This is a genomic window from Streptomyces sp. NPDC019443, assembly GCF_044389785.1.
In the GTDB taxonomy this organism is placed as follows: domain Bacteria; phylum Actinomycetota; class Actinomycetes; order Streptomycetales; family Streptomycetaceae; genus Streptomyces.
Genome location: NZ_JBIRYJ010000001.1, coordinates 603,261 through 617,900, shown reverse-complemented (window position 1 = coordinate 617,900; position 14,640 = coordinate 603,261). Strand labels below are relative to the sequence as shown.

Below are 14,640 nucleotides of genomic sequence, written 5' to 3'. Positions count from 1 at the left end.
GTCGTCCTCCTCAGACGAGCTGATAGCCGCGCAGATTGGTGAGGAGCATGTGGCAGTTCTGCAGGGAACCCGAACTGTCGCCGAGGGAGCGGTAGATGCCCCACTTGGGGCGCACCCGGTCCGCGAGGAAGGTGTCGACGCCCGACTTCGACTTGTCGATCACCGTGGTGCCGCCGCTCTTGAGGATCCAGCGGACGGAGCCCGAAGTGCCGTTGCCGATCTTGATCTGGAAGTCGACGTCGGTCCACTTGTTGTGCAGCGGTCCCAGGTTCGTACGGCCGACGAGGACATCCCCCTCGATGACCTTGAGCTCGATGGTCTGCACTCCGTTCACGCGTCGCAGCGACTGCACGACGATCGGCGACGAGCCGGTGCCCGGCTGCTTCATCTGCATGATGTGCGTGAAGCTGGTCGTCGCCTTCAGCGTGCTGGGTATGTACATGGAGTACGTGACCCGCCAGGTCTGGCCGGACTTCCACTGAAGGTAGGAGCTGCCGGTGCGGCAGCCGGTGACCTCGTGCCGCTGCCGGTCGGTGCTGGAGTCCCGGTCCTGGGTGTGCATGTTGAACCGGAAGTTGTCGCCCTCGGCGAAGATGTGCGGGGCCGCGGCCGGGTGGGAGTCCGCCCGGTCGTCCTCGATGGTCTCGAAGGCCTTGAGCTTGTCGCTGCTCGCGGACGGCGACCAGCGCAGTTGCCAGGAGGCGGCACTCGCCGGGGTCGCGAGCTGCGGCAGTCCCGCCGCGACGGCGCCGCCGATGGCTGCCCCCAGTACGGCTCTGCGTGATGCGGTCATTTCCCTCTACCTCGCCCGGAGTTGTTCGTTCATGATGAGAAAGGCGCCGAGACCGTGGAAATCATTGGTCTTCCGGTCGCGCTTGATGTAGTAGCTGTAGTTCCCGACATTCGTTCCGATGGAGATGTCGGTGAGATTGGTGCGGCCGTCGCCGCCGACCGAGATCTTTCCCAGCACACCCTGATATCCGCGCTGCGCGACCTGTGCGTAGCGCGCGTCGACATATCCCTGCCGCACCGAGCGGGACAGGGCGAAGGTGAACATGGAGGAGCAGGAGGTCTCGGTCCAGTTGTCGCCGTGCAATCCCTTGTCGACGACCTGGAACCAGCGGCCGGTGGCCGGGTCCTGGTACTTCTCGATGCCGGCCGCGAGATTCCGCAGCAGAGTGAGGAGCTGGGCGCGGCGCGGATGGTCCGCAGGCACGGCGTCCAGGACGTTGACGATCGCCATGGAGTACCAGCCGATCGCGCGGCACCAGTGCTCGGGCGCGACACCGGTCTTCGGGTCGGACCAGCTCGCGTCGCGCGATTCGTCCCAGGCGTGCTTCAGCAGCCCGTTCGCGACCTGCAGATGGCTTCCGTAGACGGCGAGCTGTTTGGTCGCCTCATTGCTCGCATACGCCGAGTCGCCGAATTCCTTTCCGTACTCGACGAGGAACGGATTCACCATGTAGACGCCGTCGGCCCACAGCTGGCTGCGCCGGGAATCCGATGTCGAATGCCAGAAGCCGCCCTCCGAGGTGCGCGGATAGCTGTTCAGCCGCTCCCGGATCTTCTTCGCCGCTTTCTGGTAGCGCGGCTGGCCCGTCTCGTGGTGGAGGATGTTCAGCAGCCGTCCCGCCTGCATGCTGTCGAGATTGTTGAAGCCCTGCCCGATGTTTCCGCCGCTGTCGACGAAGCGGTCGACATAGCTCTTGATGTAGGCGAGATAGCGGGCGTCGTGGGTGCGCTGATAGACGAGGTACTGGCCGTAGAGATACAGCCCGACCGGATAGGACCAGCCGCCGATGGAACTGGGTGAGTAGCGCGCCATCGTGGACTCGACCATCGCCACCGACCAGTCGGTGACGGACGGCCCGTCGCCGACGGTGAGCGAGTCGAGGTTGGGGCCACCGGTCGCACCGGCGGAGGTGGCTCGTACGGTATTGGTCCCGGCCTTCAGAGTGGCGGTGACGTTCCTGGTCTGCCAGCCGGTCCAGCTGCCGGTGGAGCCGAAGGCCAGGCCGCCTGCGACAAGTTGGCCGTTGACCGTGATGTCGAGGGGGCGGTCCGCCGACGTCCCGTTGGCGAATCTCAGGCCCAGCGCGGTGGTGCCCGCCCGGTCGGAGTCGACGGTGAATTCGACGTGACTCCCGGCCGTGTTCGCGTAGTTGACGAATCCGGATCCGGTGAAGCCGGTGTGGTTGCTCTCCACGACGCCCTGGTGGACGACGGCGTCCTCGGCTTCGTACCGTACGGCTGCTGAGGCGGCGGGCTCCGCCGCCGCGGGCACGGCGGACAGCGTGCTGCCGGCCAGCGCGGCCGCCAGCACCAGGGGGGCTAATCGCTTCATGGTCCTTCCTTGCGGTAGGCGTACGCGGGCGCGGCCACCGGCTCGGGGGTCCGCGTGCGGTCGACGAGGTCGCGCACGAGCGCGTGGTCCGGCGAGAGGTGGCAGGCCGGGTCCGTGCGGGTGGCGTCGCCGGTGAGGGCGTACGCCTGGCATCGGCAGCCGCCGAAATCCTTGGTGCGCAGCTCGCAGCTGCGGCACGGGTCCCGCATCCACTCCTCGCCGCGGTAGATGTTGAAGGTCTTCGACTCGCGCCAGATCCACTCCAGGCAGTGGTCCTTGACGTTCGGCGCGTCCAGTCCCGGCAGCGCGGCGGCGGCCGGGCAGGGATAGACCGTGCCGTCGGGCGCGACGGTGAGCGAGAGCGCGCCCCAGCCGCCCATGCAGGGTTTGGCGGTGCCGTCGACGTAGTCGGGCGCGACCCACACCAGCTCCATCCGGCCGGCCAGCCGTTCCCGCCACCGCTCGACGCCTTCGCGTGCCCGCGCGATCTGTTCGCGGTCCGGCAGCAGGGCATCCCGGTTGCGCAGGGCCCAGCCGTAGAACTGCGTGTTGGCGAGCTCCATCCGTTCCGCGCCCCAGGCCAGGCCGAGTTCGACGAGGTCGTCGAGCGCGTCGAGATTGGTCCGGTGGAGTACGACGTTGAGGCCCAGCGGCAGCTCCGCCTCCCGTACGAGCCGGGCCGCACGCTCCTTCGCGGCGAAGGAGCGGGCTCCCGCGATGAGCTCCGAGGTACGGGGGTCGGCGTGCTGGACGGAGAGCTGCACGCTGCGCAGACCCGCCGCCGTCAGAGCAGCGAGCCGCTTGACGTGCAGCCCGACACCGCTGGTGACGAGCTGGGTGTGGATGCCCGCTCCGTCAGCGGCTGCGACGATCTCGGTCAAGTCACGGCGCAGCAGCGGCTCTCCGCCGGACAGATGGGACTGTACGACGCCCAGGTCAGCGGCCTGCCGGAACACCTCGGCCCACTGTGCGGTGGTCAACTCCTCTGACCGACCGACCAGTTCGACAGGATTGGAGCAGTAGGCGCAGTGCAGCGGACAGCCGTGGCTGAGCTCGGCGAGCAGCGCCCACGGCGGCTGGACTCCAGTGACTCGGGTGACTCCGGTGAGCTCGGTCATTTCAGCCAGCCCTCCTTGCGCAACCGCCCCAGAAACACAGGGACTTCCTCGGCCACGGGCGCTCCCGGATGCTGCTCGGCGAGCTCCGCGACAATCGCGTCGACGTCGCGTACGCCGTCGCAGAGCCGCACGATGGATCCGGCGTTGCCCTGGAGCACGACCACCCGCTCGGGCAGTACGAGCAGATCGGCGCCGCGCACGCGGTCGTGCCGGAAGACCACGGACCGTGAGAGCACGGGCTTCCACGTCATGGCCGCTCCCCGGCGCAGTCGACGGCGTCGAGCAGCGACCACAGCACGTCGCACTTGAAGGCGAGCGCCGCGACGGCCGCCTCCTGCTGATCCTGGGTGCGCGCCCACTCGAGGACGAGCGCGAGCGCCTCTTCGCTGTCCCGGCTGCCCTGTCCGATCCGGTTGCGGAAGTAGGTGAGCCCGTCGGCGTCGATCCAGCGGTAGTGCTCTTCGAACGCGGCGATCCTGGTACGCATGATGCCGGGCGCGGACAGCTCGGTGAGCGAGGCGGCGACGGCCTCCAGCGGGCCGTGGAGCCGGCAGAAGTTGACGTATCCATCGACCGCGAGCCGTACGCCGGGCAGTACTTCGTCCCCCGATTCGAGCCGCGCCCGATCGATTCCGGCGGCCTCGCCGAGCCGCAGCCAGCGCTCGATGCCGCCGTCGCCGTCCTTCTCCCCGTCGTGGTCCTGGATCCTGCGCAGCCAGGAGCGGCGCAACTCGGAGTCGTCGAACTTGGCGAGGATCAGGGCGTCCTTGACGGGGATGTGGCGCTGGTAGTGGAAGCGGTTGAGAATCCAGCGGCGCAACTCGGCCGGCGTCAGGGCGCCTTCGTGCATCCGTACGTTGAAGGGGTGGCGGTCGTGGTAGCGCTCGGTGGCCACGGCGCGAAGCCGCGCCGTGAACTCCTCCCGGCTCCAGATCGTGGTGCTCACAGCTCGATCACCATTCGGTCGGCGGCGACCTCGAGTCCCCATTCGCCGAGCAGCGCGTGCTGCGGGGCGTCCGGGTCGGCGAGGGGGTTGGTGTTGTTCAGGTGCGTATAGAGGCAGCGGGCGTTCAGCCCGGAGAGCCGTCGTGCGGTGCCGTTCGGCCCGGCGATCGGCAGATGACCCATTCCGGTTGCGGTCTTGGCGGAGATCGACGTCCGTACCGGCTCGTCGTCGTCCCAGAAGGTGCCGTCGAGGATGACGCAGTCGGCTTCCCCGACCGCTTCCTGGAACTCGTCGGTCCACTGGGCGAGGGCGGGCGCGTAGAGCAGGCTGCGGCCGGTCGTGGTCTCGCGCAGCCGCAGCGCGACCACCCAGGTGCGCTCGTCGGGTCCGCTGCCGGCGGCGTACCGCGGCCGTTTGGCCGAAACGGGTACGGCATCTATTTCCACGGTGCCGCCCTTGACGAGCGGTGCCGCTTCGCGGCCCAACTCGCGCCATTCGATATGGGTGTACGGGGCGAGTACCTCGCCCAGGCGCAGCCGGCCGAGCAGTGCGTCCCGTACCGGCCGGGTGGCGAGGATGTCGAAGCCGTCGGCCTCGCGCAGCCGGGCGATGCCGAGGGTGTGGTCGAGTTCGGCGTCGGTGAGGATCACTCCGGCCACGGGGGATTCGCGTGGCCCGGGCCCGGGCCGCAGCGCGTGGCTGTCCTCGATCTGGTCGCCGATGTCGGGGGTGGCGTTGACGAGATACCAGCGGCCCTCGTCCGCGCGCAGGGCGAGTGAGGCATGACGACGGCGCCGGTGCGGGTGTGCGCGTGCCCCGGCACAGCCGGGACACGCGCAGTTCCACTGGGGCAGTCCGCCGCCCGCCGCGGTGCCGAGCACCTGCAGCAGCATGGCGGCGGGTCTACCGGTCGGTGAGCGCGTAGGCGGTGACTTCGAGCGCGGTCTCCACGACCTCGAACTCGGGAGTCTGCCAGTTGATGGTCTCCTCCGATGTTTCCTTGCTGTCGTGCATGAGCTGTACCTGCCTTCCTGAGATGTGGGGGTCAGGAGTGATTCAGGAGTGATTGCTCTGTAACGCATGGTTGAGCAAGGCTGAACGCCAGTTCACATGAGTGTCCGGCGTTCAGTTATGTGCCATAGAGTTGCGTCTTGATGAGACGCGGTCAATGGTCCGGACCGATAAGGTCGGAGCTGTATCAGGCCAACTTCGGGGTCGGGAATGCGTCCGCACGGGTGATCGTTGATCCTGGGGGAGTACCAATCGACAACGTAAGGATCGACCGCTCGTGAGCAAGGTCCCCTCCATCTCCCTCAACAATGGCGTCGCCATGCCGCAGCTCGGCTTCGGTGTCTGGCAGGTACCGGATGACGAGGCGGCGAAGGCGGTTGCCTCGGCCCTGGAGGCCGGCTACCGCAGCATCGACACTGCGGCCATCTACGAGAACGAAGAGGGCACCGGCCGTGCCGTCGCCGCCTCGGGCATCCCCCGCGAGGAACTCTTCATCACCACGAAGCTCTGGAACAGCGACCAGGGTTACGACGCGACCCTGCGCGCCTTCGACGCCTCGCTGGACAAGCTGGGTCTCGACCACATCGACCTGTACCTCATCCACTGGCCGCTGCCGTCCAAGAACGCCTATGCGGAGACGTACAAGGCCTTCGAGAAGATTTACGCGGACGGCCGCGCCAAGGCGATCGGCGTCTCCAACTTCCTTCCGGAGCACCTTGAGCGCCTGATCGGCGAGACCTCGGTCGTCCCGGCCGTGAACCAGATCGAGCTGCACCCCCAGCTCCAGCAGAGCGAGCTGCGCGCCTTCCACGACAGGCACGGCATCAGGACCGAGGCCTGGTCCCCGCTGGGCCAGGGCAAGGGCCTCCTGGAGGTCCCGACGGTCGTCGCCGTCGCGCAGAAGCACGGCCGCACCCCCGCCCAGGTGGTGCTGCGCTGGCATCTGCAGATCGGCAATGTCGTGATCCCCAAGTCCGTGACCCCGTCCCGGATCAAGGAGAACCTCGACGTGTTCGACTTCGAACTGGACGCCGACGATCTGGCGGCGTTCGCCGCGCTGGACGAGGGCAAGCGCCTTGGTCCCGACCCCGCGACGTTCGCCTACGGCGCCTGATCGCCGCCCGAACGACCCCGTCGCCGCCCGGCTCGTGCCGGGCGGCGATGTCGTTCCCGCGGGCGCGCTCCTGCGTGCCGAGTGGCGGAATCCAGTCGGCAGGGCACGTCGATGACGGTGACGCACCCAAGCCATGCGCAGCTTGCACTGTTGATCCGTAATGCAACCAAAGGTCGTTTCGGGCTGAGCGCGTCGATTCCTAATATTTACGAGCAATATGCCTAGGGTTGGTGATCCGCAGTCCCTTCCCCATGGAGAGAGTCCAAATGGAGCGTTTCAGACGCGCGTCGGTGACAGGAATCGCGACGGCCGTTGTGCTGGCCGGGTCGGTCGGCATGGCCATGCCTGTGGACGCCCCGACACCTCCCGTACAGACGGCCGACGGCTCGGGCAATGAGCGACCAGCGCCCGAACGACCAGAGCTGTCGGCGAGAGTCGCGGTGAGCGAAGTCCCGGCGTGGCATCAGTTCCGGGTGTACGGGGCCACCAAGCTCCTGCCCCCGGGTACCAAGGTGACCCTCCAGCAGAAGCAGGGCACAGAGTGGGTGACCCTGCCGGCGTCCATGAACACGACGCACGAGTCGACCTTCAAGATGCGCGTCCTCCTCGGCATCAAGGGTTACAACACCCTCCGGATCACCGGCGGCGGCACCGTCTCGCCCGAGTTCACGGTCACGGTGCGCTGAGGCCGGCCCGGCTCATCGCGCGGGACACAGCCCTCGCCGAACGCCTTGCGGCGGCGAGGGCTACGTTCATGGTGTGCGCGAATGCCACACAGCTGACCGAGGAGTACGGACATTGAGCGGGGCACTGACACCTGGCCGCTACCTGGTGCGCAACATCGGCAGCGGGCTGCTGCTCGAGGTGTACGGCGGTGCCAAGGGCAGCGGCGCCAATGTCCAGCAGGGCAAGGAGACCGGGGCCCCGGCCCAGCAGTGGCAGATCGACCCCGTACCGGGCGGCAGCGGGCTCTACCACTTCGTGAACGCCGGGAGCGGCAAGCGGCTGGACGTCGCGGGCGCCGCGACCGAGAACGGCGTCAACATCCAGCAGTGGAAGGCCAATAACTTCGGCGCCCAGGAGTGGATCATCGAGCAGCACCTGGACGCGCCGGGCACCGTCGCCATCGTCAGTTTCATCAGCGGGCTGCTGCTCGAGGTCGCCGACGGCAGCACGGACGACGGCGCGAACGTGCAGCAGTGGGAGGACACCGACTCACCCGGTCAGTGGTGGCAGTTGGAGCCCGTCAGTCCCTGACCAGGAGCACCGCTCCGGCGACGGCTACGGCGAGCGCACCCGCGCCGACCGCTCCAGCGGCCAGGAAGCCGTGGGAGGAACGCCAGGAGAGCGCGGACCACCGCGACTGGGCGGACAGCAGCGACCCCGTGCTCATCCACGACCCCGCCGAGAACAACGACTGGGTGGATCCGATCGAGCCGACCGACAGCGCGCTGCCGACCGAGCCGACCGACAGCGCCGAGCCGACGGAGCCGATGGAGAGCACCGACCCGACGGAGCCGATCGACAGCACGGAGTCCTGAGACCAGAGGGACAGCAGCGAGGTGGACCTCATGGACTTGGTGGACTTCTTGCACTTCTTGGCCATGAGGTCATCCTGCCCCTGATTCAGCCCCGGCGGGCGGTGTGCACCGTGCGCGTGGTGAGCAGATACGCGTCCGGGCGATGCCGCAGTCCCTGCGGGTCCTCCGGGTCCAGCAGCCGGTCGAGCAGCGCGAGGTCCTCGGCCGGCAGCAGGCCGTCCAGGATCTTGCGCTGCCAGGCGAAGGCGGAGACCAGCTGTTCGCGTACCACCTCAGGCACCGGCGCGGGGATGTCGAGCAGGAAGGAACGGGTCCCGCTCGGCGTGAGACCTGCCGCGCCGAGCAGCGCCCGCCAGTCCTCGACCTCGTCCTTCGTGCCGGACAGCTCTGCCCGCATCCGGGTGAACCACTCGCCCGCGGCCGCGTCAATCCGGCCCTCGAGCCCCGGTCGGCCGATGCCGATGTCGCGCGGGAGGTGACGCGAGGGCAGCCCGCCCTCGACCACCGCGGCCAGCCCGCCCGGGCGCAGCAGCCGGGCGAAGCCGGCGAGCGCGGCCCGCTGGTCGCCCATGTGGTGCACCGCGTTGCCCGCCCAGATCAGGTCAGCATCGCCCAACTCCTCAATCCCGTCAGGGAGTTCGGCATGGCGTGTACGGATGCGGTCGCCGAGCCCGGCGCGCTCGGCCCGTGCGCGGGCCCGGGCGAGGAGCGGCTCGGTGGCGTCCACGGCGACCACTTCGGCGTACGGGAACGCCTCGGCGAGCAGCGTGGTCAGCACTCCCGGGCCACTGCCGATGTCGAGGATCCGCCGGACGCCTGCGGCAGGCAGCAGCTCCCCCAGCCAGGCCGCCGCCTGGCGGTACAGAGGACTCTGGAGCTCCGCGCCGCGCTCCAGCAGCGGTCCGAGTTCGTCCCAGTCGATATGCGTCGTGTCGTGGTGATGGCTCATGGGCTCAAGGTTCGCGCGGCGGTGCGGTTACGGCGACTGTTGTTGCGGTTTCGGCAAAACGACGCCTCCACGGTGTTCCTGCGGACTGATGCCGCGTACCCGCTTGAATGCCGCACTCAGCGCGAACGAGCCGCTGTAGCCGACCTTCCTGGCCACCGCCTCGACCGTCGCGTCCGTGTCCCGCAGCAGGTCCGCGGCGAGCGCGAGCCGCCAGCCCGTGAGGTACGCCATCGGGGGCTCCCCCACCAACTCGTTGAAGCGGCGGGCGAGTCCGGCTCTGGAGACCCCGCACTTGGCGGCCAGCGAGGCCACCGTCCACGGGTGGGCGGGATCGTCCTGCAGCAGCCGCAGCGCCCGGCCGACCACCGGGTCGGCCATCGCCAGATACCAGGCCGGGGCCGCGGCGTCCGGGCGCGAGAACCAGTCCCGCACCGCGGCGATCAGCACCAGGTCCAGGATCCGGTCGAGCACCACGCTCTGGCCGGGCTCGTCACGGGAGATCTCGTCGTCGAGCACCGGCATCAGCGGGCAGTTCCACACCCCGGCGGGCAGATGGAGCAGCTCGGGCAGCGCGGCGAGCAGCTGCCCGCTGACCTCGCCCTTCATCTGGTACGTGCCGACCAGCATGGTGGCCGAGCCCGCGGGGTCGTTGCCCCAGCTCCGTACGCCCAAGTACATGGACTCCGCGAGCGGTTCTCCCTGCAGGGTGTGGCAGGTGCCGCCGGGGCGGATCAGCGCCGTTGGTTCACGGGTGATCTCATCCGCCGTGGTGTACGAACCCGGGCCGCGGGCGATCGCGACATCGCCCGGGCGCAGCAGCACCGGCTCACCGGCGTCGGGCATGATCCAGGCCTCGCCCGCGGTCATGCAGAGCAGAGAGAGCGGGGCGTGGTCCTCGATGCGTATGGACCACGGCGGTTCCATCACCATCCGCAGCAGAAAGGCTCCCCTGGCGCGCGGTCCGTCCAGAAGCCGTGCGAGAGCGTCCATGAACCACAGCGTAGACGCACGCATATGGCATTGAGCCTCTGGAGCATGGAGCGTCCACGCCGCAGCCGTGAACCTTGAGGCATGACAGAGAACCTCAAGCAGGAAACGGTGTTGGTGACGTCGGCCACGGGCAAGACAGGCCGTCGGGTGGCGGAGCGGCTGGCGGCGCGCGGCGTGAATGTACGGGCCGGATCGCGCAAGGGAGAGGTTCTCTTCGACTGGGAGGACGAGTCCACCTGGGGGCCCGCGCTGCGGGGCGCGGACGCGGCGTACGTCGCGTACTTCCCGGACCTGGCGGCTCCGGGCGCCCCCGAGGCGATGCGGTCCTTCGGCCGGCAGGCGGCCGGGCACGGAGTGCGGCGTCTGGTGCTGCTCTCCGGCCGCGGTGAGCCGGAAGCCGTGGTGGCCGAGGGCGCGCTGCGGGAGTCGGGCCTGGACATGACGGTTGTGCGGGCCAGTTTCTTCGCGCAGAACTTCAGCGAGGGCGTCATGTCCGAAGGGCCGCTGACCGGGGAGATCCCGTTCCCGGCGGGCGAGACCGCGGAGCCGTTCATCGACGCGGACGATCTGGCGGACGTGGTGGTCGCCGCGCTCACCGAGGACGGTCACATCGGTCTCGTCCATGAGCTGACAGGGCCGCGGCTGCTCACCTTCGCGGAGGTGGCGGCGGAGATCGGCCGGGCGACGGGCCGCGATGTGCGCTATGTCCCGGTGTCCGGGGAGGCGTACGCGGAGATGCTCCAGCAGTACGGGCTGCCGGCGCCGGACGCGGAGTGGCTCGCGGGACTGTTCGGCATGCTGCTCGACGGGCACAACGCCTCGCTGACGAACGGTGTGCGGCAGGTACTGGGCCGCGTGCCGAAGGACTTCGCGGACTTCGCGCGGCGCACGGCGGATTCGGGCGCGTGGAACGCCTGACTGGAGGGTGCAGGGGCCCGGGCCCGTACTGGCCCGGGCCGCTGACCGTCATCCGGAGGCATACCGGCTCGGCCGGCGCGTGCGGCTCGTCAGTTCGCGCCGTGCCCGGAGGCAATCTGCTCCACCCGCTGGGCGAGCTCGAAGTCCTTCTCGGTGACCGCGCCGCCCGCGTCATGGGAGTTCACTGACAGAGCGAGCGTGTTGTAGCCGAGGGTCAGATCCGAGTGGTGGTTCAGCTCGTCCTGGATCTGCGCGATGTGCACGACCATCGCGGTTGCCGCGAAGTGCGTGGAGAGGCGGTACGCGCGGGCGATGCGGTCGCCCTCCAGGGACCAGCCTGGAAGTTCGCTCAAGCGGTCCTCGATGTCCTTCTGCGACAGCGGCTCTGTGGACATGACCAGGATCCCTTCAGAAGACGGCGGCGGCTTCGGCCACCATAAATGGGATGCCCCTCCGACGGCGCTCTGTGTACGTTCCACCGGTGGAAGCTCTGACCGAAAAGCAGATACGCGGATCCTTCGTCAATTGCACGAAGGGTGAGGCGACCCGCTTGAAACTCCCCATGGACTTCGCCGAACTCCCTTGGAAGGACCTCGATTTCCTCGGCTGGACCGATCCGGGTGCCCCGCTGCGGGCCCATATCGTCCTCCCCCGGGCAAACGGCCCCGTCGGCGTCACCCTGCGGGTGCCGTCGACCGGACGGACCAGCGCCGTCAAGTCCAGCATGTGCCATGCCTGCCTCACGGGACACGCCTCGTCCGGGGTGACGCTCTTCGCCGCCCCGCTGGCCGGCGCGGCGGGGCGGGAGGGGAACACCGTGGGCACGTACCTCTGCGCGGACCTCGCCTGCTCGCTGTACATCCGCGGCAGGAGACAGCCCAAGCTGCGCGGTGGCCTCCACGAGGAGACCCTCACCCTGGATGAGCGGATCACCCGTACGGTCGGCAACCTGAGCGCCTTCGCCGACAAGGTGATGGGCCTGCGCTGAGTCCGGGGGTGCGGTCAGCGCGTGTCCAGGACCTGCTCGATGGTGTCGGCCTGCTGAGCCGGCTTGTCGGGGCGGTGGCGCAGTACCCGGGCGAAGCGCAGGGTGACGCCGGCCGGGTAGCGCGGGGAGCGCTGCACGCCGTCGAAGGCGATCTCCACGACGAGTTCGGGACGGACCGTGACGGTGAACCCGTCGTCGTCGACGGCCAGTTCGCGCAGTCGCTGCGTCTGCCAGCGCAGCATCTCGTCGGTGAGGCCCTTGAAGGTCTTGCCGAGCATGACGTACGTACCGTCGGCGGCGCGTGCGCCGAGGTGGAGGTTGGAGAGCAGGCCGGTGCGTCTGCCGTGACCCCACTCGGCGGCGAGGACGACGAGGTCGAGGGTGTGGACGGGTTTGACCTTGAGCCACGAGCGGCCGCGGCGGCCCGCGACGTACGGCGCGTCGAGGGCTTTGACGAGGACGCCCTCATGGCCACGGTGCAGTGTCTCGGCGAAGAACTCCTCGGCGGCAGCGACCTGTTGGGCGGATGCGGGGTCCTCGACGACCACGCGGCGCACGCGCATCGGCTCGGGGACGAGGCGGGCGAGGGCGGTGCGCCGTTCGCTGCCGGGCAGGTCGAGCGTGGGCTCCCCGCCGGCGGCGAGGACGTCGAAGAAGACTGGCGACAGGGGCAGCGCGGCGCGTGCCGCATCCACGTCGACGCGGGAGCCGACACGGGAGGCGATGTCCTGGAAGGGGAGGGGTCGGCCGGTGGCGTCCAGGGCGATCACCTCGCCGTCCAGAATGAACCGGTCGCCCGTCATCTGCCGGGCGGCGTCCGTGACTTCTGGGAGGCGGTCGGTGATGTCGTCGAGGGACCGCGTGTAGATCCGGATGTCCTCACCGCTGCGGTGCACCTGGACGCGGATGCCGTCGAGCTTCTCCTCGACCACGCAGGCGGTGCCGAGCGCCTCGACCGCTTCGGTGACCGATTTCGCGGTGTGGGCGAGCATCGGCAGCACGGGGCTGCCGACGCGCAACTGGAACCGCTGGAGCGCGGCGGGTCCCTCGGCGAGCAGGTCGCGGGCGACGCGGGCCAGCGACCCGTCCAGCATCACGGCCCGCCGCACATCGGCGGCCTGCGCGCCGGCGGCCCGGGCGACGCCCTCCAGCGCGATCGCGTCGAGCGCGCCCTGTCGTACCTCGCCGATCAGCAGCCGCATCACAAACTCCTGCTCCTCGGCGGTGGCGCGGGCCATGAGCTCCCGCACGAGGCGCTTGCGCTCGGCCTGGGACCCGGATCCGGTGACCTCGGCGAGACGGGTGAACGCGGCGTCCGTGTCGGCGACGCTCAGACTCGGGACGCCGGCGGGCGGTACGGCTTCCTTGAGCAACCTCCAGCCGACGCCGATGCGGCCTTGCGGGACGCGCCCGGAGAGGTACGAGATGACGAGGGCGACGTCGTCGGGCTGCGCGTCGGCGAACAACCCGGCGAGAGCGGCGATCTTCCGCGACCGCGCGGAGGTGGCGGCGACTTCTCGGGACACGTCGACGAGCCGGGCCAGCAGCATGTGGCCCATGGTGGCACGACGGGGGCTGGGGGGCGCATGTGTTGCGTGGGCCTGGTGAGCGGGCCGTGCTGCCCGGCGGGTGTTACGGGGTAGCTGGGCCGAAGACGTGGCGGGCGGGGCCGCCGGTGCCCCGAACCGGAACCCGGTCGGCTTGCGGGAGCCGACGCCTCACACCTGCGCCATGCCGCCGTCCGCGAAGAGCTCCACGCCGGTGATGAAGCTCGACGCGTCGCTGGAGAGGAACACCGCGGCCTCGCCCATCTCGCGGGGATCCGCGATCCGCCCCGTCGGGTTGCCCTCCCCCATGGTTGTGATGGCGGCGTCGACCTGATCAGCTCCCTGCGCCATCCGCAGAGCCCGCCGGAGAGACTCGGTGTCGACGGCCCCTGGACTGAGGACGTTCATCCGGACGCCTGATCCCTTGATGTCCTGGATCCAGGCCGGATGAAATTGCGCACCGCGGCCTTCGCGCCGCCGTACATGCTCATCCCGCGCGGAGGCTGGATGGACGCCGTCGACCCGATGATGACGACCGTTCCGCCGGACGGCAGCAGCGGCAGCGCCGGCTGGACGGTGAACAGGACGCCCTTCGCGTTGACGTTGAAGGTCCGGTCGAACTGTTCCTCCGTGATCGAGCCGAGCGGGGCGTGAGCACCGATACCGGCGTTGGCCACGACGGCGTCGAGCCGTCCGTGCCGCTCCAACACCTCCCCGTACATCGCCTCCATGTCGGCGAGCTTCGTGACATCTGCCACGACTCCCGAACAGTTCGGTCCGATTGCCGCGACTGCCTCGTCCAGCTCTGCCTGCTGAAGGTCCGTGATGACCACGCTGGCGCCGTGCTCCACGAACTCCTGGGCGATGCCCAGGCCGACCCCGGACGCGCCGCCGGTGACAACGGCGACCTTTCCTTCGAGCGCGAGACTCATTTCGTTTTCTCCTGTCATCTTCTTGGTGTGCACCCAACAGCGAGAGCAGGCCGAACGCCTCCTCGACCTCACCCTGGACGGACTGAGCACCAACAGGCACTGACGCCGTGGCGGTCTTGAGTTCCTGACGCGCCGCCCTTCACCCGGCCGCGGCCGGGCTCGTGACGCTCGCCGCGACGAATTCCTGGACCCCGGCTCACGTTCAGCCCATCCGTAACGGCCGAGTCCAGTCTCCCCAGGGT

General features: G+C 69.2%; 19 protein-coding genes. 5 read left to right on the top strand and 14 right to left on the bottom strand.

Translation table 11 applies throughout. The annotated features are described in order from the left end of the window. Positions 1-10: 10 nt before the first annotated feature. Genes ACH492_RS02850 through pqqA form a run of 7 tightly spaced genes read right to left on the bottom strand, consistent with a single transcriptional unit; the run spans position 11 to position 5,422 of the window. Positions 11-793 carry a heparin lyase I family protein gene (locus ACH492_RS02850; protein WP_398982071.1) on the bottom strand — a complete coding sequence of 261 codons (783 nt, stop codon included), beginning with the start codon at positions 791-793 and terminating at the stop codon, positions 11-13. 6 nt (positions 794-799) lie between these two features. After that, positions 800-2,344, bottom strand: coding sequence for a glycoside hydrolase family 88 protein (locus ACH492_RS02845; RefSeq protein WP_398982069.1), 1,545 nt, complete (start codon positions 2,342-2,344; stop codon positions 800-802). Then, positions 2,341-3,462 (bottom strand): pyrroloquinoline quinone biosynthesis protein PqqE, encoded by a 1,122-nt coding sequence (gene pqqE, locus ACH492_RS02840; RefSeq protein ID WP_398982067.1) that lies wholly within the window; start codon positions 3,460-3,462, stop codon positions 2,341-2,343. Before pqqE ends, ACH492_RS02845 begins: the two co-directional genes overlap by 4 nt. Beyond that, positions 3,459-3,713 carry a pyrroloquinoline quinone biosynthesis peptide chaperone PqqD gene (pqqD, locus tag ACH492_RS02835; protein WP_398982065.1) on the bottom strand — a complete coding sequence of 85 codons (255 nt, stop codon included), beginning with the start codon at positions 3,711-3,713 and terminating at the stop codon, positions 3,459-3,461. The genes pqqE and pqqD overlap by 4 nt, the downstream gene beginning before the upstream one ends. After that, on the bottom strand, positions 3,710-4,408 hold the full coding sequence (pqqC, locus tag ACH492_RS02830; protein WP_398982063.1) for a pyrroloquinoline-quinone synthase PqqC: 699 nt from the start codon (positions 4,406-4,408) through the stop codon (positions 3,710-3,712). The genes pqqD and pqqC overlap by 4 nt, the downstream gene beginning before the upstream one ends. Further along, positions 4,405-5,301 carry a pyrroloquinoline quinone biosynthesis protein PqqB gene (pqqB, locus tag ACH492_RS02825; RefSeq protein ID WP_398982061.1) on the bottom strand — a complete coding sequence of 299 codons (897 nt, stop codon included), beginning with the start codon at positions 5,299-5,301 and terminating at the stop codon, positions 4,405-4,407. The genes pqqC and pqqB overlap by 4 nt, the downstream gene beginning before the upstream one ends. A gap of 10 nt (positions 5,302-5,311) precedes the next feature. Further along, positions 5,312-5,422, bottom strand: a complete 111-nt coding sequence (gene pqqA, locus ACH492_RS02820; protein WP_307660192.1) for a pyrroloquinoline quinone precursor peptide PqqA — start codon at positions 5,420-5,422, stop codon at positions 5,312-5,314. Between the two features lie 274 nt (positions 5,423-5,696). Here pqqA and ACH492_RS02815 point away from each other — a divergent pair, with 274 nt between their 5' ends. The 3 genes from ACH492_RS02815 (at position 5,697) to ACH492_RS02805 (ending at position 7,790) form a co-directional block, all read left to right on the top strand. Continuing rightward, positions 5,697-6,533, top strand: a complete 837-nt coding sequence (locus tag ACH492_RS02815; protein ID WP_398982059.1) for an aldo/keto reductase — start codon at positions 5,697-5,699, stop codon at positions 6,531-6,533. Between the two features lie 266 nt (positions 6,534-6,799). Then, positions 6,800-7,219 (top strand): hypothetical protein, encoded by a 420-nt coding sequence (locus ACH492_RS02810; RefSeq protein ID WP_398982057.1) that lies wholly within the window; start codon positions 6,800-6,802, stop codon positions 7,217-7,219. A 112-nt stretch (positions 7,220-7,331) separates the two neighbouring features. Next, positions 7,332-7,790, top strand: coding sequence for an RICIN domain-containing protein (locus ACH492_RS02805; protein ID WP_398982055.1), 459 nt, complete (start codon positions 7,332-7,334; stop codon positions 7,788-7,790). Here the strand turns inward: ACH492_RS02805 and ACH492_RS02800 are convergent. Genes ACH492_RS02800 through ACH492_RS02790 form a run of 3 tightly spaced genes read right to left on the bottom strand, consistent with a single transcriptional unit; the run spans position 7,780 to position 10,013 of the window. Beyond that, positions 7,780-8,139: a hypothetical protein gene (locus ACH492_RS02800; RefSeq protein ID WP_398982053.1), complete on the bottom strand. Its 360-nt coding sequence runs from the start codon at positions 8,137-8,139 to the stop codon at positions 7,780-7,782. The genes ACH492_RS02805 and ACH492_RS02800 overlap by 11 nt on opposite strands. A gap of 20 nt (positions 8,140-8,159) precedes the next feature. Continuing rightward, a complete protein-coding gene (locus tag ACH492_RS02795; RefSeq protein ID WP_398982051.1) occupies positions 8,160-9,023 on the bottom strand; it encodes a class I SAM-dependent methyltransferase in 864 nt (287 codons plus the stop codon). A gap of 27 nt (positions 9,024-9,050) precedes the next feature. Continuing rightward, positions 9,051-10,013, bottom strand: a complete 963-nt coding sequence (locus ACH492_RS02790; RefSeq protein WP_398982049.1) for a cupin domain-containing protein — start codon at positions 10,011-10,013, stop codon at positions 9,051-9,053. An 81-nt stretch (positions 10,014-10,094) separates the two neighbouring features. Here ACH492_RS02790 and ACH492_RS02785 point away from each other — a divergent pair, with 81 nt between their 5' ends. Beyond that, positions 10,095-10,931, top strand: coding sequence for an NmrA family NAD(P)-binding protein (locus tag ACH492_RS02785; RefSeq protein WP_398982047.1), 837 nt, complete (start codon positions 10,095-10,097; stop codon positions 10,929-10,931). 89 nt (positions 10,932-11,020) lie between these two features. Here the strand turns inward: ACH492_RS02785 and ACH492_RS02780 are convergent, their stop codons facing one another. Further along, positions 11,021-11,326 carry a 4a-hydroxytetrahydrobiopterin dehydratase gene (locus ACH492_RS02780; RefSeq protein ID WP_398982045.1) on the bottom strand — a complete coding sequence of 102 codons (306 nt, stop codon included), beginning with the start codon at positions 11,324-11,326 and terminating at the stop codon, positions 11,021-11,023. Between the two features lie 86 nt (positions 11,327-11,412). Between ACH492_RS02780 and ACH492_RS02775 the strand changes: the two genes are divergently transcribed. Further along, positions 11,413-11,919 (top strand): FBP domain-containing protein, encoded by a 507-nt coding sequence (locus ACH492_RS02775; RefSeq protein WP_398982043.1) that lies wholly within the window; start codon positions 11,413-11,415, stop codon positions 11,917-11,919. A gap of 14 nt (positions 11,920-11,933) precedes the next feature. On the opposite strand, the gene ACH492_RS02770 is transcribed toward ACH492_RS02775, so the two are convergent. The 3 genes from ACH492_RS02770 to ACH492_RS02760 all read right to left on the bottom strand — a co-directional run bounded on the left by ACH492_RS02770 (position 11,934) and on the right by ACH492_RS02760 (position 14,398). Beyond that, positions 11,934-13,469: an ATP-dependent DNA ligase gene (locus ACH492_RS02770; RefSeq protein WP_398982041.1), complete on the bottom strand. Its 1,536-nt coding sequence runs from the start codon at positions 13,467-13,469 to the stop codon at positions 11,934-11,936. A 168-nt stretch (positions 13,470-13,637) separates the two neighbouring features. After that, positions 13,638-13,874: an SDR family oxidoreductase gene (locus ACH492_RS02765; protein ID WP_398982039.1), complete on the bottom strand. Its 237-nt coding sequence runs from the start codon at positions 13,872-13,874 to the stop codon at positions 13,638-13,640. Beyond that, complete coding sequence (locus ACH492_RS02760) at positions 13,871-14,398, bottom strand: SDR family NAD(P)-dependent oxidoreductase (RefSeq protein WP_398982037.1); 528 nt, start codon at positions 14,396-14,398, stop codon at positions 13,871-13,873. Before ACH492_RS02760 ends, ACH492_RS02765 begins: the two co-directional genes overlap by 4 nt. Positions 14,399-14,640: the final 242 nt, after the last annotated feature.